The sequence below is a fragment of the Methylocystis sp. genome, assembly GCF_021731785.1.
Classification (GTDB): domain Bacteria; phylum Pseudomonadota; class Alphaproteobacteria; order Rhizobiales; family Beijerinckiaceae; genus Methylocystis.
Genome location: NZ_JAKFWS010000178.1, coordinates 1 through 18,824, shown reverse-complemented (window position 1 = coordinate 18,824; position 18,824 = coordinate 1). Strand labels below are relative to the sequence as shown.

Genomic DNA, 18,824 nt, shown 5'->3' with positions numbered 1-18,824 from the left:
CGGCAAGACTCCTTCGGCAAGACTCCTTCGGCAAGACTCCTTCGGCAAGACTCCTTCGGCAAGACTCCTTCGGCAAGACTCCTTCGGCAAGACTCCTTCGGCAAGACTCCAAAATTCGGCTAACGATTTTCCCGCGTGCGCGGCCGCACGGAATCGGGACTGGCCTTCTCTTACAACGCGCTCATCGAGACTTCGAACATCGAGCGCAAGAAGATGAAACGTCAGACTTCCAGGATCGCCCAGTTCGCCTTCGCCGCCGCCCTGATCGGCGCCGCTTCCGCGCCGCAGGCCTCCGCGGCCCGCGAGATCGTCCACTATCACTCCGAGTTCGACCCCGGCTCGATCGTCGTCAGCGAGCACGAGCGCAAGCTCTATCTCATCGTCGACCAGGACGACGCCATCGCCTACAAGGTTGCGGTGCCGAAGGCCGGCAAGGAATGGACCGGCGTCGTGCAGGTCAACGCCAAATATGTCGCGCCGGACTGGACGCCGCCGGAAGACGTGAAGCACGACCATCCGGAGCTGCCCGAGGTGATCCCGGCGGCGCATCGAACAATCCGATGGGCGCCCGCGCCATGACGCTCAGCGAGGGTCAGGTGGCGATCCACGGCACGACCGCCAAGATGCGCAAGTCGATCGGTTCCGCCGCCTCTTACGGCTGCATCCGCATGCTCAACGAGGATATCGTCGATCTCTATGACCGTGTCGCCGTCGGCGCCACCGTGGTGATGACGCCGTAAGCCGTCTGACGCCGGGGCGGGGGGCCAAAACCCCTACTCTTCCGGCAGCGGAATGAACTCCGTATCGCCCGGCACTGAGGGGAACAAACCCTCCCGCCAGTCGCGCTTCGCCTGCTCAATCCGCTCCTTGCTGGAAGAGACGAGGTTCCACCAGACAAAGCGCCGCCCCTCGATCGGCGCGCCGCCGAGCAGCATCATCCGCGCATCGGAAAGCGCGCGGATCGTGATCGCGGCGCCTGGGCTGAAGATCAGCAATTGCGGCTCATCGAAACGACTGCCGGCGATCTCGATCGCGCCGTCGACGAGATAGAGCCCGCGCTGCTCATAAGCGGCGTCGAGCGGCGCTGACGCTCCGCCGGCGAGACGCAACTCGACATAGAACCAGTCCGACAAGGTCTTCACGGGCGAAACCGCGCCGAACGCGGCGCCGGCGATCACGCGCGCGAATACGCCTCGATCCTCCACGGCTGGAAGAACGTCGACGCCAAAATGCTGAAAGCTCGGCTCGGTTTCTTCATGCGCGAGCGGCAAGGCCAACCAGCTCTGCACGCCAAGCATCTGTTGGCCGGCCGCGCGCGGACCGGGCGGCGTGCGCTCGGAATGCACGATGCCGCGCCCGGCGGTCATCAGATTCATTGCGCCGGGCGCGATTTCCTGAACATTCGCCAAACTGTCGCGATGCAGAATGCGCCCGTCGAAAAGATAGGTGACGGTCGCAAGACCTATATGGGGATGGGGGCGAACGTCCATCCCCTGCCCCGGCATAAATTGAACCGGGCCGAAATGATCGTAGAAGATGAACGGCCCGACCATCTGCCGCCTGTCGTCGGGCAACGCGCGCCTGACGCTGAAGCCGCCGAGATCGCGCGCGCGGGGGGCAATCCGCAATTCAATGGTCTTCGCCGCCGTCTCCGCGCTTGATGTGGACATGCTCCGGCCTCCGCGCTTGGGATGCGCAATAGCTAAGGCCGGCGGAGAGCAGTTCAAGCGGAGTTAGGCGCTGCGGCGCTTGCCCTTCACGATGCAGACGCCATTCGCAGCCTGCCGCATTTTCTTGCTCTTGAGGCAGCGCGGCTGCGGATTGGCGTCGACGCTCATCGCCTGCGGCGCCGCGGTCGACGCGCGCTTCAAACCGCCAGCGCTCGAATAGAAGCTGAACGACATGGCCGCACATGCGGCCATCAGGAAAATGAACATTCGCATATCATCGTTTCCTCTGGGAAGGCGCGGCGATGATCATCCAAAGCGCGTTCGCCTTGCTGTGCTTGCGCGCACATCAGAACGCCAGCCGGCTTGACGACGCCGATAAACGGGTATATGCACGTATCATGGCTTCGTTAGATTCGACCGACGTCAAGCTCTGTGCGCAAAACTGCGCGGCCGGCAATATCCGGCGCGCCAGCCGCGCGATCACGCGGCTCTATGGTCAGTTCTTGGCGGCGACCGGACTGGAGCCGACCCAATATTCGCTGCTCGTCGCCTGCTCTCTGACGGGCGGCGCAACCGTCAGCAAATTGGCCGAGGCCTTCGTCCTTGAGCGCAGCGCGCTCGCGCGCAACCTCGCGGTTCTGGAGAAGCGCGGATTGGTGAAGGTGAAATCCGGCGACGACCGGCGCACCCGCAAGATCGCGCTGACGCCCTTCGGCGAAGCGACGCTCGCCAATGCGCTGCCGCACTGGCGCGAAGCGCAGAACGCAGTGGAGAAGAAATTCGGCGCCGAGCGGTTACAAAAGCTCATATCTGAATTGCGCGCGCTGATGGAGGCGACCGCGAACATCTGAAACAGCCGGCGCCAGACCTTCGCGTGCTCATAAAAGGGGTATATGCAATGACAACCCATCGCAGCCTCTCCCCTGCGCCTGGCGCCGTCGACCTCGACGCGGAGGCGATCCGCGACATCGCTCTCCAAGCCGGCGCCGACGACGTTGGTCTCGTCTCGCTGACAGAGCCTGCGCTTGACGATCAGCGCCACGATATTCTCGTCGCCTTTCCCTTCGCGCGGACGCTCGTCTCCTTCGTCGTCAGGATGAATCGCGAAAATATCCGCAGCCCCGCGCGTTCCGCCGCCAACCTCGAATTTCATCATTCGGCCGATGAGTGCGATGACGTCGCGCGCCGCATCGTTCTCGCGCTTCAGGCGCGTGGCGTGCGCGCCGCCTATCCGTCGACGGGCTTTCCGATGGAAGCGTCCAGTTGGCCCGACAAGATGTGGATCATCTCGCATAAGCCCGTCGCGGTCGCCGCCGGTCTCGGACGGATGGGCATCCACCGCAACGTCATCCACCCCAGATTCGGCAATTTCATTCTGCTCGGCACGATCGCCGTCGACCTCGATCTTGAGACGCCGTCCGCGCCGCTCGACTTCAATCCGTGCTTCGAATGCAAGCTCTGCGTCGCCGCCTGTCCGACGGGCGCGATCGCGCCGGACGGACATTTCGACTTCAGCGCCTGCTACGCCCATAATTACCGCGAATTCATGGGCGGCTTCGGCGATTGGGTGGAAGAGATCGCAGATTCGAAAAGCGCGCGCGCCTATCGCGCGAAAGTCGCCGACTCCGAGACCGTCTCAATGTGGCAGAGCCTCGCCTTCGGCCCCAACTACAAGGCCGGCTATTGCATGGCCGTGTGCCCGGCGGGTTCGGACGTTATCGGCGCCTACAGGGCGGACAAAAGGCGCTATCTGCAGGAGGTCGTCGATCCGCTGCAGAAGAAGGCCGAGACAATTTACGTCTCCGTGGGCTCGGACGCCGAAACCTATGTGATGCGCCGCTTTCCGGAGAAACGCGTGAAGCGCGTCGGCGTCCCGTTTCGTCCGCTGACGATCGAGAGCTTTCTCTCCGGACTGAGACTCGTCTTCCAGCGCGGCAAATCTGCAGGCGTCGACGCGGTCTATCACTTCGTCTTCACCGGCGCGGAACGCCGCAGCGCGACGATCGCCATCACGAACAGGCAGCTTCGCGTCGCCGACGGGCTTGTCGGCGCGTCGCGGCTGACGGTGACCGCCGACTCCGAAACCTGGCTGCGCTTCCTGCGCAAGGAGACGAGTCTCGTCGTAGCGTTGCTGCGCGGCAAGATCAGGCTGCGCGGCGATCCGCGCCTGCTGCTCGCCTTCGCGCGCTGTTTTCCGGGCTGAGTCGCTATCCCCCATTCGCTTTGGCGTGGGCGGCGACGATCTCGCGCGCTTGTTTGCCGACGACTTCCGCGAGATGGTCGAAGCGCGCCTGATAGAAGCCTGCCCCGGCGGTCGCCGAGCGCAGCTCAACGATGAGATTGTCCATCTCCGCCTCGGGAATCAGGGTTTCAAGCTTGTCCCAGCCTTCCCAATCCTCGCGCGGACCAAAGCCCATGATTTGGCCGCGACGCGCCGATACGATGCCGGTCGCGCGCGACATGGCGTCGCTCGGCACGAAAATGTCGACCGCAAGCACCGGCTCGAGCAGGATCGGCTCGGCCTTTTCCAAAGCTTCGCTCATGCCGATGCGCGCCGCGGTGCGGAACGCCATGTCGGAAGAATCGACAGAATGATACGAGCCGTCGGTCAGCACCGCTTCGACATCGACGACCGGAAAGCCCAGCGGGCCTTGCAGAAGAGCGTCCTGACAGCCGGCCTCGACGGATGAGAAATATTGCTTGGGCACCGCGCCGCCATGCACGCGTTCGCTGAAGGCGAATCCTTCGCCGCGGCCGCGCGGCGCAATCTCCATCACCACGTCGCCGAACTGGCCATGTCCGCCCGATTGCTTCTTATGGCGACCACGAACGGTGACCTTATGGCGGATCGTTTCGCGATAGGCGACCGACGGCTTCGAGAATTCAACCGCGACGTTGAAGCGGGACGCGAGGCGTTCGAGCGCGACGCGCAGATGCATTTCTCCCTGGCCGAAGAGTTTGATCTGCGACAGCTCCTGATCATGGACAAAGACAAGCGAGGGATCCTCTTCGATGAGCTTCGCCATCGCCGCGGCCAGTCGCATCTCGTCCTTTCGGTCCTTCACATTGAGCGCCAGGGCATGGACCGGATCTGGAATTTGAGCGCGAGTCTCCTTCAAGTCCTCGGCGCCGGTACGGGCGTCGGTGACGATCGTGTCGCCGGTCTGCGCATGATCGAGCCGCCCGAGAGCGACGACGTCCCCGGTCTTCGCTTCCGTCGTCTTGCTGTTCGCCGCGCCCATCAAGCGCGACATGCTCGAAATGCGATCCTCTCCCTGCGGCGAAGCGACTGTGTGCCCGTCCGCAATTGCGCCGCGCAGCACCCGTGCAACCGACATTTTGCCGCTGTGCGGGGTGTGGATTGTGCGGATGATGCGCGCGAGCGCCGGCCCGTTTTCGCCGACGCCGAGCCTGACGCGGGTCGCCTCGAGTCCCGGCGCTTCGTGACGCAGCGCTTTTAGTAGCCGGGTGACCCCGGCCCCCCGTTCGGCCGATCCGATGAATAGAGGCACGACGAGCCCTGCGCGCAACTCCTTGGTGAGATCGTCAAACACCTGATCGCGCGGCGGCTCGATGTCGGAAATCAGCTCCTCCATCAGGGCGTCGTCGTAATCGGCGAGCCGCTCCAGCATCGAGTAGCGCGCTTCCTTCTCGGTTGCGGCGTCCCCCTTGGGAATATCGACGACCTCCGACGGCGCATGTTCGCGGTAGACGTAGGCGCGCTCCAGCGCGAGATCGATGAATCCGACCGCAACGCCATTGTTCCAGATCGGAATCTGCCGCAACAGCAGCGGCGTGCGCGAGGCCGGCTGCAGGATGCTGAGCGCTTCTCGGACGTCGATCGTCGCAGCGTCGATCTTGTTCAGGAAAATGAAATGCGGCACGCCGAACTCTTCGAGCTGGCGCAAAATGAGCTGCAGCCCCGGAACCTTGCGGGGTTCGGCCTCGCAAACGACGACCGCGGCGTCGACCAGCGGCAGAATATTGCGCGATTCATGGGCAAATTCGACGGAGCCCGGAAGATCGACGAAAGTATAGCGATCGCCCATATATTCGACGGTCGCGATGTTGGATTCGACGCTCATCTGATGGGCGCGGGCTTCCGGACTTGAATCGCCGACGCTCGCGCCCGCAGCGACGGCGCCCTGCCGCGGGATTGCGCCTGCATGGGCGAGAATGGCCTCCAAAAGAGAGGTCTTGCCGCATTGAAAAGGGCCCGCCAGCGCAATCAGCCGGGGGCCCTGTGCTCTCGCTTCGTGCGAATGCGCTCCTTGGGACGACGTTTGACCCATCACTCCCTCCTTATCTGTCGGAGCCTGATTTGTCCGGCCCCGTTAGCTCATGGTTTCACCATGCGGCCGCGAGCGCAAGACGGGGCGCGCCGCGCCCAGCGCTTCCACGGTCGCCGAAAGCGCGATAGAAGGCGCGACCAATACGTCAACGGAGCTGTTATGCGCCCCAGCAAACGCGCGCCCGATGAGATGCGCCAGGTGAGTTTCGAGCGAGGCGTCGCCCGCTACGCCGAGGGCTCCTGCCTCGTGAAGTTCGGCAATACGCAGGTGCTCTGCGCGGCGTCGCTAGAGGACAAGCCGCCGCCATGGCTGCGCGGCCAGGGCCGCGGCTGGGTGACGGCCGAATATTCCATGCTGCCGCGCGCCACCCATACGCGCACGCGGCGCGAGGCGTCAGCCGGCAGGCTTTCGGGACGCACCCAGGAAATCCAGCGCCTCATCGGCCGGTCGCTGCGCGCCGTCACCAATCTGTCGGCGCTCGGCGAGCGGCAGATCGTCGTCGACTGCGACGTGATCCAGGCCGACGGCGGAACCCGCACGGCGTCGATCACCGGCGCCTGGCTGGCGCTGCATGACTGCTTCGATTGGATGCGTTCACGCTCCATCGTCAAGGAAAGCCCGCTGCGCGATCACGTCGCCGCAGTGTCCTGCGGCATTTTCAACGCGACGCCGGTGATCGACCTCGATTACGCCGAAGACTCGACGGCCGAGACCGACGCCAATTTCGTCATCACCGGCTCCGGCGGCCTCGTCGAAATTCAGGCGACCGCCGAAGTCGCGGTTTTTTCGCAGGACGAACTGTCGGCGATGCTGGCGCTCGCCCAGCAAGGCGTCTCTGACCTTGTCGCCTTGCAGAAGGCGACGCTCTCTTGAGCTAACCGGGCAGGTCGGGCGCTTTATGCCGCCGCCGGCGGCGGCTTGATCGGCTGAGGATCGGTCTCCAGCAGCGCATAAAGCAAATGGTCGCGCCACTGGCCATTGATATTGAGGTAGGAGCGCGCATAGCCCTCCTGCTTGAAGCCGACGCGCTCCAGCAATCGCTTTGAAGGTTCGTTTGTCGGCAAACAGGCGGCCTCGATGCGATGGAACCCGCGCTTATCGAAAGCATAGGCGCAAGCGGCGCGAACGGCGCGCGTCATGTGGCCCTTGCCCGCATAGGGCTCGCCCATCCAATAGCCGAGCGTCGCCGCCTGCGACACGCCGCGCCGGACGTGTCCGAAGGACAGCCCGCCCATCAGCGCGTCGTCCTCTTCGCGAAAGATGAAAAAGGAATAGGCCTCGTCGCGCGCCATTTCCTCGGCGTGACGGCGCACGCGATAGCGAAAGCTTGCCCGCGTCAGGTCGTCGATCGGCCAGAGCGGCTCCCATGGCGTCAAGAATGAGCGGCTCTTCTCGCGCAGTTCGGCCCATTCAACGTAATCGCGCATTTCCGACGCGCGCAGATAAAGGCCCTCGCCTCTGATCGGCAGGTCGCGGCGTCCGATTACGCTAAAGATCGCCATCGTGCTCCCTGCCAGAACTTGTCAGTTCTTCGCCGCGCGCGCGTGCTGCAAAATGAACTCGGCGACTCGCGCGCCATCATTTTCAAGAATCGTGAATCGTTCCTGCGCGTCAAGTCGCGCCGCAATATTTTCAGGCGGCTGTGGACGCAGCCCGATGGCGCGCTCGATGGCGTCTGGAAACTTCGCCGGATGCGCGGTCGACATCGCAATGACCGGCGTCGCCGGATCTTTCGCCAACCGCATACGCGCCGCGCTGACGCCGGTCGCCGTATGCGGATCGAGCACATAGCCGGTCTCGCGCCAGGTGCGACGAATCTCATCTGTGGTCTCGGCTTCGCCGACCGATCGCGCGTCGAACTCGGCGCGGATTGCGGCAAGCGCCTCGGCCGGAATCTCGAAGGCGCCCGATTGATCGAGCGCGGCGAAAGCGGCGCGGATCGCGGCGGGATCGCGTCCTGTCGCGTCGAACAGCAAACGTTCGAAATTGGATGAAAGCTGAATGTCCATCGAGGGCGACTGAGTCGGCGTCACGCCTCGCGGCTCGTAACGACCGCTGGCGAGCGCGCGCATCAGAATGTCGTTGGCGTTGGTGGCGACGACGAGTCTGTCGACCGGGAGACCCATGCGCTTGGCGACATAGCCGGCGAGCACGTCGCCGAAATTCCCTGTCGGCACGGCGAAGGAAATTTGCCGATGCGGCGCGCCGAGAGCGACGGCGCTCGTGAAGTAGTAAACGGTCTGCGCGACGACGCGCGCCCAGTTGATTGAGTTGACGCCGGCCAGTCCGACGCGCGTGCGAAACGCGGCGTCGCGAAACAGCCGTTTCAAAATCGTCTGGGCGTCGTCAAACGAGCCTTGCAGCGCGATCGTGTGGACATTGGCGTCGGTGACCGTCGTCATTTGCTTGCGCTGCACGTCGGAGACCCGGCCGTGCGGGAACAGAATGAAGACGTCGACACGATCCAATCCCTTGAACGCCTCGATCGCCGCAGCGCCCGTGTCGCCGGACGTGGCGCCGACAATGGTGGCGCGCAGATTTCGCGTCTCGAGCAGATGATTCATCATGCGCCCGAGGAGCTGCATCGCCAGATCCTTGAAGGCGAGCGTCGGCCCGTGGAAAAGTTCGAGAACGAAGAGATTGTCGGCGATCTGCATCAGCGGCGCGATGGCGCAATGACGGAACCCGCTGTAGGCGCTCACCGTCTGCGCCCGCAAGATATCGGGTGAAAACGTCTTGCTGAGATAAGGCGCGATCAGTTGCGCCGTCGCTTCGGCGTAGGGGCGTCCGGCAAGCGCCGCAATATCGGAAGGCGCCAGGCGCGGATAGGCGAGCGGCGTATAAAGCCCGCCGTCGGTCGCAAGACCGGCGAGCAGAACATCGTCGAAGCCAAGCTGGGCGGCCTCGCCGCGCGTTGAGAGATAGCGCAACCTTTGATCCATCGATGCGGAGCGCGCGCCGTTCACGACGCGCAAGTCAGTGCGCCCTTTCATAGCATATTCGCGCGCGCCGCAAGGCCGACGCTATGGCTCTTTCGATGCGTTTGCGGATGCGAGGACGCCGCGCGCGTAAAGAGCGAAAATCGCCAGAAGCGCGAGCGACAGACCGAACCACGTCACGGCGTATGAGAAATGATTGTTGACGATCGTTGGGACGCCGCCTACCGGGCGCGGCCAGTCAGACGCCGTTGCGGGTCCGGCGTCGATCACAAGCGCGAAAGGCGCGGCGTCGGCTAAGCCGAGAGCGACGGCGATCGTCAAGGGATCGCGCGCGTAGAAGACGCCCTTGTCGGGTTCGTCCGCCGGCGTGAAGGGGTTGCGTCGCTCCGGCGCGCGCAGCAGTCCGACGAGCGTCGCTTCGCCGGAAGGCGCCTCGCGCAAAGAGGCTACGCCTGTTTTCGACGCTGGCAGAAATCCGCGGTCGACAAGCACGACGCCGCCGCCCGACAGGGCGAAAGGCGTGAGCAGCCAATAGCCCGGCTCCGGGGTTGCGCCCTCGGGCGGCGCAGCGAACACGAGCGCGTCGCGGCCGCCGATATAGCGACCCTGCGCGCGCACATGCATGAAGTCATAGTCGTCGGCGCGCAGCGCGGCCCAGTCTTCCGGTGCCGGAATCGACTGCGGCGCTTGCGTTGCGCGTCGTTCGACGCGCGCGATCAACGCTTCTTTCTCGCCGAGCCGCCGCACCTGCCAGAATCCGAGACTGACCAGCACAGCGAAAAGCAGCATCGTCGCAATTGCGGGCCCCAAAAGCGCGCGCACAGCTCGACTCACGATTGATGGCGGCTCTCTTCAGCCTTGTTGAAATATTGCAGGGCGATCAGCAGGCCTTTCGTCGGCCGCAACAGCCCGATGCAGAGAATAGCCGACAGGGGCGCGAGGATCGCGGCGTGCACCCAGTAGGACGGCTGATATGTCACCTCGACGTACCACAGCACTGCGATCGCGACGAAGCCGACGACGGTCATGACGATGATCGCCGGACCGTCGCCCGCGTCGGCGAAGGAGAAATCGAGCCCGCAAACCTCGCATGTTGGCGAGACGGTCAGCAGGCCTTTGATCATATGTCCCTTGCCGCAGCGCGGACATCGGCCGAGGAGCCCGTCGACGTAGAGCGACATGGGCGGGTAGACATGCTCTTCTGACATATCGGCCTCCAACGAAAACGGTCACGGGCGCGCCCGTGACCGTCCAATTGCTCAGATTGGGCGACGGTCCGCTATTCCATAACCCCGCCCCAGTTCCCCCACACATAGATGCAGGCGAACAGAAACAGCCAGACGACATCGACGAAGTGCCAATACCAGGCAGCGAATTCAAAGCCCAAATGCTGGTCCGGCGTAAAGGCTCCTCGAAAGACGCGCAGCAAGCACACGATGAGGAAGATCGTGCCGACGATCACGTGGAAACCGTGAAATCCGGTAGCCATGAAGAAGGTCGAGCCATAGTTCGTCGCCGCGGGCTTCGCCGGGTCGAAGGCGAAGGCGAAGGGCGCATGGAGATATTCATAGGCCTGGATCGTCGTGAACAGCAGGCCGAGCGCGATCGTCGCGATCAAACCCTTCTTCAGCGTGTCGCGGTTATTTTCCAGGAGGCCATGATGGGCCCAGGTCAGCGTCGCGCCGGAGCTGAGCAGAATGAGCGTATTGAGGAGCGGCAGTTTCCAAGGGCTTAAGACTTCAACGCCCTTCGGCGGCCAGACGCCTTGGAACAGTTCGGTGCGCAGGACCTGCGCCGCGTCGTCCGGGAAAAGCGCCGAATTGAAGAACGCCCAGAACCAGGCGACGAAGAACATCACCTCCGAGAAAATGAACAGGATCATTCCGTAGCGGTGATGCAGCCGCACGACCGGCGAGTGAAATCCGCCGACGCTCGCTTCGTGAATGATGTCGCTCCACCAGGCGTACATCACCAGCAATATCCCGGCGAAGCCGACGAAAAACACGATGCCGCCAAAGGTCATGCCGCCGATCGGCGCCCCCTTGTGCTGCGCCATCCACATGACCGCGCCGATCGCCGTGATCAGCGCGGCGACCGCGCCCACGATTGGCCACGGACTCGGATCGACCAGATGATAGTCGTGTTCGGGTTTCGCGTGTCCGTCCGCCATCTTGCTTTTCCTTGTCCATCGGCCGGCGGTTCCGGCCAGTCCCCTAGTTTGCCGCGCGCCAAGCCGCGCGGCGCAGTCAACCCTTCGGCTTTGCGGTCGCCGTCTCGCTCGTCTTCGCCGCAGTGGAATCCTTGATGGCGAAGAACGTGTATGAAAGCGTGATCTCGCGAACGCCGCGCATGCCTTCTTCGCGCTCAAGAGCGGGATCGAGATAGAAAACCACCGGCCATTCCTCGGCGTCGTGAGGTCCGAGTCGCTTCTCCTCGAAGCAGAAGCAGGCGACCTTGACGAAAAAGGCGCCGGCCTGGCCGGGCGTGACATTGTAGGCCGCCTGGCCGCTTGTCTCGCGGTCAGAGAGATTGGCGACCTTGTAATAGATGGTCTTGGTCTCGCCCGTGCGCAGGGAGATTTTCGCGACCTCCGGCTCGAAGCGCCACGGCAGATCGCGCGCGACATTGGCGTCGAAACGCACGGTGAGCACGCGTTCGCCGGGGACTGTCGGCGCTGCGGCGACATCGATCTTCGGCGTGCCGCCGAAACCCGTCGCCGCGCAAAACGCCCTGTACAGGGGAACGGAAGCGAAAGACAGGACGAGCATCGCCGTCGCGCCAACGATCAACGCCGCCGCGATAAATCGCGGACGATTGCGTGAACGAGGCGCCGTCGCGTTCATGGCCTTAAATCGTCCGGTTGATGATGGCCGCGCCGAACTTCACGATCGTGACGGCGTAGAACAGGACGGCGAGGAGCGCGATCGTCGCGCCGATGGCGATATTGCGCTCGCGGCGGCTCCTCGCCTGCTCTTCGGTCAGGACGACGCCTGGTCCGCCGAACGCGCCTTCGCGGTCCTTCAATTTTTCGCCTGCGTCTTTCATTTCATTCACCATTCGCTTGGCCGCCTAGATCAGCGCGAAAATATGCGCGGTCTGCTCGACGACGAGGACCAGGAACAGCAGGAACAGATAGAGGATCGAGAACAGAAACATCCGGCGCGCCGCCACGCGGGCCGCCTCGCCGTCGCGCCGCCTGAAAACCGTCGCAGCGGCGGCGACGAGCGCTACGCCGCAGCCGATCGACACAATCCCATAGGCCAACGAAGCGAAGCCCAAGAGCCATGGCGCGACGCCAAGCGGCGCGAGCGCCAGAGCGTAGATCAGGATCTCAAGACGGGTGCGGTCCTCGCCGGCGACATTGGGCAGCATCGGCACGCCAGCGCGGGCGTAGTCCTCGCTTCTCAGCAACGCGAGCGACCAGAAATGCGGCGGGGTCCAGATGAAGATGATCGCAAAGAGCACAACGCTCGCGAGATTGATCTCGCCGGTCGCGGCGGCAAAACCGACCATCGGCGGCAGCGCCCCGGCGGCGCCGCCGATGACGATGTTCAGCGGCGTCCAGCGTTTCAGCCACATCGTATAGATCACGACATAGAAGAAGATGGTGAAGGCGAGCAGCGCCGCCGCAAACCAGTTCGCGACATAGCCGAGCGTGAAGATGGAAAGCGTGGCAAGCACGAGACCAAAGCCGAGTGCCGCCTCGGGATCGAGCCGTCCGGACGGAATCGGCCGCTTGCGCGTGCGCGTCATGAGCGCGTCCACGTCGGCGTCGTACCACATGTTGAGCGCGCCGGAAGCGCCGGCGCCGACAGCTATCGCCAGAAGCGAGGCAAAGCCGATCAGCGGATGCGGCGGCGTGGGGGCGAGCAACAGGCCGGCAAGCGCCGTGAACACCACGAGCGACATCACGCGCGGCTTGAGAAGCGCAAAATAGTCCGAAGGCGACGCGACCGAGATGCGCGGAGCCTGATGCTCATGCAGATAGGATGCGTCGCTCATGGCGTCTCACTCTGAACCCCGCGGCTGAGATGCGGCGCAGGCGCCCACATCATCGCGCGTCGGCATGCGGCGCCGGCGCGAATTTCCTCGCGCCGGCGTTTCGTTTTGTCACTGGCCCGACCCGCTGATGCGCGGCAGAACCTGAAACTGATGGAACGGCGGTGGAGACGGCAGAGTCCACTCCAGCGTCGTCGCGCCGACGCCCCAAGGATTGGCACCGGCCACCCGCTTTTTCATGAAGGCGTCGATAATCGCGTAGAACCAGACGACCAGCGAGAGCGTGACGAAGATCATGCCGAAGGACGACACGATATTCCACAGCGCGTAGGCGTCGGGATAGTCGATATAGCGGCGCGGCATCCCGCCCAGACCGAGGAAGTGCTGCGGGAAGAAGACGATGTTGACGCCGATGAACAGCAGCCAGAAGTTGGCCTTGGCCAAGGTCTCCGAATACATGTAGCCGCACATCTTGGGGAACCAGTAGTAGAACCCCGCATAGAGCGCGAAGACCGCGCCAAGCGACAGCGTGTAATGGAAGTGCGCGACGACGTAATACCCCTCGTGGAACTGCTTGTCGGCGCTGGCGTTGGCGAGCACGACGCCGGTGATGCCGCCCATCGTGAACACGAAAATGAAGCCGATCGCCCAGACCATCGGCGCGCGGAACGAGATCGAACCGCCCCACATCGTCGCGATCCAGGAGAAAATCTTGATGCCGGTCGGCACCGCGATCACCATCGTCGCCAGCGTAAAGTAGCGCTGGGCGTTGAGCGACATGCCGACCGTATACATGTGGTGCGCCCACACGATGCTGCCGAGCACGCCGATGGAGACCATGGCGTAGGCCATGCCGAGATAACCGAACACCGGCTTCTTCGAGAAGGTCGACACCACTTGGCTGATGATGCCGAAGCCCGGAAGAATCACGATGTAAACTTCCGGATGGCCGAAGAACCACAGCAGGTGCTGGAACAGCAGCGGATCGCCGCCGCCCGCCGGGTCATAGAACATCGTGCCGAAGTTGCGGTCGGTGAGCAGCATCGTCACGCAGCCCGCGAGCACCGGCAGCACGAGCAGCAGCAGGAAGGCGGTCACCAGAATCGACCACACGAACAGCGGCATCTTGTGCAGCGTCATGCCGGGAGCGCGCATGTTGAAGATCGTGGTGATGAAGTTGATCGCGCCAAGGATCGACGACGCGCCGGCGAGATGCAGCGCCAGAATGACGAAATCCATCGCCGGACCGGGCGAGCCGGTGTTCGATGACAACGGGGGATAGAACGTCCATCCGCCGCCGAAGCCCTTCATGCCCGGCGCGCCCTCGACGAACATCGAAATGACGGCAAGAACGAGCGAAGAGAACAGAAGCCAGAACGAGATGTTGTTGAGGCGCGGGAACGCCATATCCGGCGCGCCGATCATGATCGGCACGAACCAATTGCCGAAGCCGCCAATAAGAATTGGCATGGCCATGAAGAAGATCATGAGCACGCCATGCACCGTGATGAACACGTTGTAGAGATTCTTGCCCGCGTCCAGCGCCATCGACGGATCGGCCCCGTGCAGGGCTTCGGCAAGCCCTGGGAAGATCTGCACGCCCGGATAGGCGAGTTCGAGCCTCATGGCGAGCGACAGCAGGAATCCGATGACGCCGCCGACCGAGCCGAGAATGATGTAGAGCGTGCCGATGTCCTTGTGGTTGGTGGAGAAGAGGAAGCGGCGCAAACCCCTCGGATGATCATGCGCTCCAGCCGTCGTCGAACTCGCCATCGTCATGTTCCTTAGAAAGACTTGTGTGTTCTGTTGCGTCCCGTTTCAGCGGCCGTTCAGCGGCTATCGGCGATCCGCACGCGTGCGCCGGCGCCGGCGAACTTCTGCTTCGATTGGGCAAGCCACTCATTGTATTTCTCGCGGCTGACCGCGCGGATCACGATCGGCATATAGGCGTGGTCCTTGCCGCAGATGAAGTAGCACTGGCCATAATAGACGCCCTCCTTCTCGACCTTGAACCATGTCTGGTTCAAACGGCCGGGGATCGCGTCCATGCGAACGCCAAACGACGGAATGCCAAAAGCGTGGATGACGTCGTTCGACGTGATATGGACGGCGATGACCTCATTGACCGGCACCAGGGCTTCATTGTCGACCGCCAGCAGACGAAGCTCGCCGGGCTGGAGTTCGGATTCGGGCTTCATCATCTGATCGAAGCCGAAGCCGCCGCCCTGATCCTCCGGATACTTATACGACCAATACCACTGGTTTCCTGTCACTTTGATCGTGACCGACGCCTCCGGCACCTCAACTTGCTGCGCCAGCAGCCGCAACGACGGGACTGAGATGAACAGTAGGATCAGGACTGGAATCAGGGTCCAAATGATTTCGAGGGGCGTATTGTGCGTCAGCTTCGACGGGATGGGATTCGCCTGCTCATTGAAGCGATAGCAGACATAAATCAGCAGACCCAAAACGAAGAGCGCAATGAACGAAATGATTGGCATCAGCACCATATTGTACAACTGCTGAGTGCCCAGGCCGACCGGGGTGACCATATTCGGAAGGCCGAGGCCGCCCGGGACGGGTTGACCTTCAACCTGCGCGAGGGCGACGCCGGCGCACAACGTCGCGGGAATCGCCACTGCGGCCGCCAATGCGCCGCGCGTCAGCATCTGTCGATTGACGTTAAACATCAAAGCCGCCTTCTTTCGAACCCTTCGCCAGCCAGTCATTGTTCTTTTTGTGATTTCCGTGCGCAGCCCGCCCAAAGCCCGCCCCGCTCGGTAGTCGGCCGGTTCAATCACAAACCGCCGTTCTGCGCAATTGTTTGCAACGCCGCTTCTGCAGACAAATCGTCGCGCCAAAGCCTTTGCCAAACAATGCGGCGTGAGCGTCTGCGAACTTGACAGTTAAAGTCCATTTGATAGGCAACGACAGGTCGCGCCGGAGGCGCGCGGCGACCGGTCGCTTTCCATGCGAAGCTCATCGGGACGGGCGCGGCGCCGTCTTCCAGGAGACAGAATGAAGCCATTGCGCGTTTCAAAAATGGGGCGCCTATTGCGACATGGGGTCGCGGCGGCGGCGGCCACGGTTTTGCTCGGCCTCGCCAACAGCGCAACGCATGCGCAAGCCGCTCCGGCCAAAACGAAATTCGGCGATTGGGAACTCCGCTGCGAAAAACCCGCCGGCGCCTCAACCGAGCAATGCGCCCTGGTCCAAAGGCTCGTCGCCGACGACAACAGCAACGTCTACCTGGTCGTCAACGTGCTGAAGACGAGCGACGGCAAGAGCCGATTGCTGAGCGTGATCGCGCCGCTCGGCGTGCTCCTGCCCAATGGTCTCGGTTTGAAAATCGACCAGACCGACATCGGCCGCGCCGGCTTCGTCAAATGTCTGCCAATGGGCTGCGTCGCCGAAGTGACGATGGACGACAAGCTGATCGATCAGCTGAAGAACGGCAAGATCGCCACTTTCATCATTCATCAGGTTCCGGAAGAAGGCATCGGACTGCCGCTGACTCTGCAGGGATTCAAGGATGGATTCGCAAAGCTGCCATAACAATTTCGTGAATGGTCCCACGGGCAAGTCGGTTAGGACCGCGCGGCGCAAGCGCCTCGCCGTCGCGCTTGCGACATCGTTCGCGCTTTTGCCCGTGGCTGTCGCGGCTTTTGAACTGCCCAAGCTCCGCGTGCCGGGCATTTTTGGCGGCGAACAGAAGGAAGGCGAGCCGCCGCCCGCCGGAGCGACGGCCGACTGTCCCGAAATTTTCATCGACAGCGGCGCAGCGATGATGCGTTCGCCGCCAGACGCCGACAGCGCCAATGTGCGCTATCAGCTTTCGCTCGGCGAAACGGCGCGCCAATGCATCATCGACGCCGACGGTCTGACGATCAGAGTGGGCGTCGAGGGTTCAGCCGTGCTCGGGGCCGCAGGCCAGCCCGGCGTCTATGGCGCCAATCTGCGGGTGGCGATTCGCCGTCAGAAAGACGATACGCTCGTCGCCTCGAAGATTTATCGCGTCAGCGCGTCGATCCCCAAAGGCGGAACGCGCGCCGAGTTTCAAGTGATCGCCGATCCGTTCACCATCCCGATGATGAGCCCGCGGGCGCAGGACGATTACGAGATCCTCGTCGGCTTCACCCAGGGTGCCGAAAAGCCCGCGGTCGAGAAAAAGCGCCGCGGCGGGTAGATCATGCCGCCTTTGGGCGCAATCTCCCGAAGGCGAGGATCTAGTGAGCGAGGGATTTCAGTTCCTTGATGCCGTCGGCGACGAAATCCTTGCCGGCGGCTGCGCCGCTCGAGAGCGCGCGCTCGGCGATCTTGACGGCGGCGTCGGCCGCGGCGGCGCGCACATCGGCCGAGGCCTGAGCCTCCGCCTGAGCGATCTTCTGCTCAACCTGCCTGACGCTGCGTTGCATGAATTCATCGAGGCGGCGACGGCCTTCGGCGGCGATCATCTCCGCCTCCTCCTTGGCCTGCGCGACGATGGCCTTGGCCTCGGCTTCCGCTTCAACGCGCTTTTGCTCGAAGGAGGCAAGGAGCGCTTCCGCCTCGTGGCGCAGCCGTTCGGCCTCCGCGAGTTCGCCCTTGATTCGGTTGATGCGCGCGTCGATAAGCGCGGCAAATTTCGAATGCGCGCCGACCCAAATCATGACGAGGACGAAGATCGTAAAGCCGACGGCGACGTAGAATTCCGCGTCAAAATGCATTGATCGTCTCCTCGGCGGTCGACGACGCGTGATCCTTGGCGAGCGCGGATTGATCGATTTTCGCGCCGGTGAGCTTCTCAACGATGGCGGCGGCGGCGTCGACGGCGATCTGCTCGACATTGGCCAGAGCCTTCGTCTTTGCGCTCGCGATGCGCTCGTCGGCGGCGCGAATCTTTTCGGCAGCCTGCGATTCGGCGAGTGCGCGCTGCCCCGCGGTCTCCGCAGCGATCTTGTGCTGCGCCTCGCGGCCAATGGCTTGCGCCTCCTCGCGGCGGTGACGAAGATTCTCGTCATTCGCCGCGGCGGCGGCTTGCGCCTTCGACTGCATCTCGCGCGCGGCGCCGAGATCGGCGGCGATCTTGGCGCCACGGTTCTCGATGATGCCGCCGACGCGCGGAAGCGCGATGCGCGACATCAGCACGTAGAGCAGTCCGAAAATGATGACGAGCCAGAAGATCTGCGGCGCGAAATTTTCGGTCTGGAAGGGGGGAAAGACGCCCTCGTGATGCGCCTCGCCGGCGCCGACGGCTTCGTGCGTCGTCTGCTCACCCTCGGCGGCGAAAGCGGAAGAGATGATCGCCATGGACATGATCCAAGTCTCGGGACTAGGCCGCGCGGACGCCACGCGGCGCATTAGCGCAGGAAAAAGCGTCCGGCCGCTAGACCGGACGCGTAAACGTCACTGCTTTAGGAACAGCAGGATGGCGATCAGAAAGGCGAAGATGCCCAGGCCTTCGGCGAGCGCCGCGCCAATGATGGCGTTGGTGAACTGGGAGGCTGCCGCCGACGGGTTGCGCAGCGCGCCGCTGACGAAATTGCCGAAGATGATTCCGACGCCGATCGCCGCCGCGCCGGTGCCGATCGCCGCGAGTCCGGCGCCGACGAGTTGCATTTCTGACATATCTTACTCCTGCTGGATGGGGCGACGTTTATTGTTCGATTTTTATCAGTGGCCCGGGTGAATCGCGTCGTTCAGATAGACGCAAGTGAGAACGCTGAAGACGAACGCCTGCAGACAGGCGACAAGCAGTTCGAGCGCATAGAGCGCCACGATGGCGAGCAGCGGCACGGGCGCAAGCGCCGCCCAGACGCCGGCGCCGAGCAGCATCACCACGAAGCCGCCGAACACGGCCAGCGTGATGTGGCCGGCAAGGATATTGGCGAAGAGACGGACGGAGAGCGACACCGGCCGCGACAGGAAGGAGATGATCTCGATCG

At 63.3% G+C, this 18,824-nt stretch carries 22 protein-coding genes and 1 pseudogene; 6 read left to right on the top strand and 17 right to left on the bottom strand.

Going from position 1 to position 18,824, the window contains the following annotated elements; genetic code table 11:
* Nucleotides 1-213 precede the first annotated feature (213 nt).
* Nucleotides 214-740 (top strand): annotated as a pseudogene (locus tag QZ964_RS20760) (L,D-transpeptidase).
* A gap of 33 nt (nt 741-773) precedes the next feature.
* On the opposite strand, the gene QZ964_RS20755 reads toward QZ964_RS20760, so the two are convergent.
* Both QZ964_RS20755 and QZ964_RS20750 read right to left on the bottom strand, forming a co-directional pair.
* Nucleotides 774-1,670: a pirin family protein gene (locus QZ964_RS20755; protein WP_292534154.1), complete on the bottom strand. Its 897-nt coding sequence runs from the start codon at nt 1,668-1,670 to the stop codon at nt 774-776.
* 63 nt (nt 1,671-1,733) lie between these two features.
* Nucleotides 1,734-1,943, bottom strand: a complete 210-nt coding sequence (locus tag QZ964_RS20750; RefSeq protein WP_292534150.1) for a hypothetical protein — start codon at nt 1,941-1,943, stop codon at nt 1,734-1,736.
* A gap of 29 nt (nt 1,944-1,972) precedes the next feature.
* Between QZ964_RS20750 and QZ964_RS20745 the strand changes: the two genes are divergently transcribed.
* Nucleotides 1,973-2,521 (top strand): MarR family winged helix-turn-helix transcriptional regulator, encoded by a 549-nt coding sequence (locus QZ964_RS20745; protein ID WP_292534148.1) that lies wholly within the window; start codon nt 1,973-1,975, stop codon nt 2,519-2,521.
* 47 nt (nt 2,522-2,568) lie between these two features.
* Nucleotides 2,569-3,873 (top strand): SCP2 sterol-binding domain-containing protein, encoded by a 1,305-nt coding sequence (locus tag QZ964_RS20740; RefSeq protein WP_292534146.1) that lies wholly within the window; start codon nt 2,569-2,571, stop codon nt 3,871-3,873.
* 4 nt (nt 3,874-3,877) lie between these two features.
* On the opposite strand, the gene QZ964_RS20735 is transcribed toward QZ964_RS20740, so the two are convergent.
* Nucleotides 3,878-5,962 (bottom strand): elongation factor G, encoded by a 2,085-nt coding sequence (locus QZ964_RS20735; RefSeq protein WP_292534144.1) that lies wholly within the window; start codon nt 5,960-5,962, stop codon nt 3,878-3,880.
* A 159-nt stretch (nt 5,963-6,121) separates the two neighbouring features.
* On the opposite strand from QZ964_RS20735, the gene rph reads away from it, so the two are divergent.
* Entirely contained in the window at nt 6,122-6,835 is a 714-nt protein-coding gene (rph, locus tag QZ964_RS20730; protein ID WP_292534142.1) for a ribonuclease PH, read from the top strand.
* 23 nt (nt 6,836-6,858) lie between these two features.
* On the opposite strand, the gene QZ964_RS20725 is transcribed toward rph, so the two are convergent.
* The 10 genes from QZ964_RS20725 to coxB all read right to left on the bottom strand — a co-directional run bounded on the left by QZ964_RS20725 (nt 6,859) and on the right by coxB (nt 15,590).
* Nucleotides 6,859-7,464, bottom strand: a complete 606-nt coding sequence (locus tag QZ964_RS20725; RefSeq protein ID WP_292534139.1) for a GNAT family protein — start codon at nt 7,462-7,464, stop codon at nt 6,859-6,861.
* 21 nt (nt 7,465-7,485) lie between these two features.
* Nucleotides 7,486-8,892: a threonine synthase gene (thrC, locus tag QZ964_RS20720; RefSeq protein ID WP_292534138.1), complete on the bottom strand. Its 1,407-nt coding sequence runs from the start codon at nt 8,890-8,892 to the stop codon at nt 7,486-7,488.
* Nucleotides 8,893-8,985: 93 nt separating this feature from the next.
* The gene (locus QZ964_RS20715) at nt 8,986-9,690 is read right to left on the bottom strand and encodes an SURF1 family protein (protein WP_292534135.1); all 705 of its coding nucleotides are present in this window, start codon (nt 9,688-9,690) and stop codon (nt 8,986-8,988) included.
* 41 nt (nt 9,691-9,731) lie between these two features.
* Nucleotides 9,732-10,109: a DUF983 domain-containing protein gene (locus QZ964_RS20710; RefSeq protein ID WP_292534133.1), complete on the bottom strand. Its 378-nt coding sequence runs from the start codon at nt 10,107-10,109 to the stop codon at nt 9,732-9,734.
* Nucleotides 10,110-10,180: 71 nt separating this feature from the next.
* Nucleotides 10,181-11,071 carry a cytochrome c oxidase subunit 3 gene (locus tag QZ964_RS20705; protein ID WP_292534130.1) on the bottom strand — a complete coding sequence of 297 codons (891 nt, stop codon included), beginning with the start codon at nt 11,069-11,071 and terminating at the stop codon, nt 10,181-10,183.
* A gap of 76 nt (nt 11,072-11,147) precedes the next feature.
* On the bottom strand, nt 11,148-11,744 hold the full coding sequence (locus tag QZ964_RS20700; RefSeq protein ID WP_292534128.1) for a cytochrome c oxidase assembly protein: 597 nt from the start codon (nt 11,742-11,744) through the stop codon (nt 11,148-11,150).
* A gap of 4 nt (nt 11,745-11,748) precedes the next feature.
* Nucleotides 11,749-11,958 (bottom strand): CoxF, encoded by a 210-nt coding sequence (locus QZ964_RS20695; protein ID WP_292534126.1) that lies wholly within the window; start codon nt 11,956-11,958, stop codon nt 11,749-11,751.
* Between the two features lie 12 nt (nt 11,959-11,970).
* Complete coding sequence (locus QZ964_RS20690; protein WP_292534122.1) at nt 11,971-12,903, bottom strand: heme o synthase; 933 nt, start codon at nt 12,901-12,903, stop codon at nt 11,971-11,973.
* Between the two features lie 108 nt (nt 12,904-13,011).
* Nucleotides 13,012-14,673 carry a cytochrome c oxidase subunit I gene (gene ctaD, locus QZ964_RS20685; protein WP_292534120.1) on the bottom strand — a complete coding sequence of 554 codons (1,662 nt, stop codon included), beginning with the start codon at nt 14,671-14,673 and terminating at the stop codon, nt 13,012-13,014.
* 56 nt (nt 14,674-14,729) lie between these two features.
* Entirely contained in the window at nt 14,730-15,590 is an 861-nt protein-coding gene (gene coxB / locus QZ964_RS20680; RefSeq protein WP_292534117.1) for a cytochrome c oxidase subunit II, read from the bottom strand.
* 328 nt (nt 15,591-15,918) lie between these two features.
* Here coxB and QZ964_RS20675 point away from each other — a divergent pair, with 328 nt between their 5' ends.
* Complete coding sequence (locus QZ964_RS20675) at nt 15,919-16,455, top strand: invasion associated locus B family protein (RefSeq protein ID WP_292534114.1); 537 nt, start codon at nt 15,919-15,921, stop codon at nt 16,453-16,455.
* Nucleotides 16,433-17,086, top strand: a complete 654-nt coding sequence (locus tag QZ964_RS20670) for a hypothetical protein (RefSeq protein WP_292534111.1) — start codon at nt 16,433-16,435, stop codon at nt 17,084-17,086. The genes QZ964_RS20675 and QZ964_RS20670 overlap by 23 nt, the downstream gene beginning before the upstream one ends.
* A 40-nt stretch (nt 17,087-17,126) precedes the next feature.
* On the opposite strand, the gene QZ964_RS20665 is transcribed toward QZ964_RS20670, so the two are convergent.
* The 4 genes from QZ964_RS20665 to QZ964_RS20650 all read right to left on the bottom strand — a co-directional run.
* Nucleotides 17,127-17,606, bottom strand: a complete 480-nt coding sequence (locus QZ964_RS20665; protein WP_292534109.1) for an ATP F0F1 synthase subunit B — start codon at nt 17,604-17,606, stop codon at nt 17,127-17,129.
* Nucleotides 17,596-18,189 (bottom strand): ATPase, encoded by a 594-nt coding sequence (locus QZ964_RS20660; protein ID WP_292534105.1) that lies wholly within the window; start codon nt 18,187-18,189, stop codon nt 17,596-17,598. Before QZ964_RS20660 ends, QZ964_RS20665 begins: the two co-directional genes overlap by 11 nt.
* A gap of 96 nt (nt 18,190-18,285) precedes the next feature.
* Nucleotides 18,286-18,507: a F0F1 ATP synthase subunit C gene (locus tag QZ964_RS20655; protein WP_292534102.1), complete on the bottom strand. Its 222-nt coding sequence runs from the start codon at nt 18,505-18,507 to the stop codon at nt 18,286-18,288.
* A 45-nt stretch (nt 18,508-18,552) separates the two neighbouring features.
* On the bottom strand, nt 18,553-18,824 hold a 272-nt coding region (locus QZ964_RS20650), incomplete at its 5' end, for a F0F1 ATP synthase subunit A (protein WP_292534099.1).

Coding starts and splice junctions, on each gene's coding strand:
- QZ964_RS20705 (WP_292534130.1), bottom strand. CDS start 11,071: ATGGCGGACGGACACGCGAAACCCGAACACGACTATCATCTGGTCGAT.
- coxB (WP_292534117.1), bottom strand. CDS start 15,590: ATGTTTAACGTCAATCGACAGATGCTGACGCGCGGCGCATTGGCGGCC.
- QZ964_RS20710 (WP_292534133.1), bottom strand. CDS start 10,109: ATGTCAGAAGAGCATGTCTACCCGCCCATGTCGCTCTACGTCGACGGG.
- QZ964_RS20755 (WP_292534154.1), bottom strand. CDS start 1,670: ATGTCCACATCAAGCGCGGAGACGGCGGCGAAGACCATTGAATTGCGG.
- rph (WP_292534142.1), top strand. CDS start 6,122: ATGCGCCCCAGCAAACGCGCGCCCGATGAGATGCGCCAGGTGAGTTTC.
- QZ964_RS20700 (WP_292534128.1), bottom strand. CDS start 11,744: ATGAACGCGACGGCGCCTCGTTCACGCAATCGTCCGCGATTTATCGCG.
- ctaD (WP_292534120.1), bottom strand. CDS start 14,673: ATGGCGAGTTCGACGACGGCTGGAGCGCATGATCATCCGAGGGGTTTG.
- QZ964_RS20690 (WP_292534122.1), bottom strand. CDS start 12,903: ATGAGCGACGCATCCTATCTGCATGAGCATCAGGCTCCGCGCATCTCG.
- QZ964_RS20670 (WP_292534111.1), top strand. CDS start 16,433: ATGGATTCGCAAAGCTGCCATAACAATTTCGTGAATGGTCCCACGGGC.
- QZ964_RS20655 (WP_292534102.1), bottom strand. CDS start 18,507: ATGTCAGAAATGCAACTCGTCGGCGCCGGACTCGCGGCGATCGGCACC.
- QZ964_RS20735 (WP_292534144.1), bottom strand. CDS start 5,962: ATGGGTCAAACGTCGTCCCAAGGAGCGCATTCGCACGAAGCGAGAGCA.
- QZ964_RS20750 (WP_292534150.1), bottom strand. CDS start 1,943: ATGCGAATGTTCATTTTCCTGATGGCCGCATGTGCGGCCATGTCGTTC.
- QZ964_RS20665 (WP_292534109.1), bottom strand. CDS start 17,606: ATGCATTTTGACGCGGAATTCTACGTCGCCGTCGGCTTTACGATCTTC.
- QZ964_RS20675 (WP_292534114.1), top strand. CDS start 15,919: ATGAAGCCATTGCGCGTTTCAAAAATGGGGCGCCTATTGCGACATGGG.
- QZ964_RS20725 (WP_292534139.1), bottom strand. CDS start 7,464: ATGGCGATCTTTAGCGTAATCGGACGCCGCGACCTGCCGATCAGAGGC.
- QZ964_RS20740 (WP_292534146.1), top strand. CDS start 2,569: ATGACAACCCATCGCAGCCTCTCCCCTGCGCCTGGCGCCGTCGACCTC.
- QZ964_RS20660 (WP_292534105.1), bottom strand. CDS start 18,189: ATGGCGATCATCTCTTCCGCTTTCGCCGCCGAGGGTGAGCAGACGACG.
- QZ964_RS20745 (WP_292534148.1), top strand. CDS start 1,973: ATGATCATCCAAAGCGCGTTCGCCTTGCTGTGCTTGCGCGCACATCAG.
- QZ964_RS20715 (WP_292534135.1), bottom strand. CDS start 9,690: ATGCTGCTTTTCGCTGTGCTGGTCAGTCTCGGATTCTGGCAGGTGCGG.
- QZ964_RS20695 (WP_292534126.1), bottom strand. CDS start 11,958: ATGGTGAATGAAATGAAAGACGCAGGCGAAAAATTGAAGGACCGCGAA.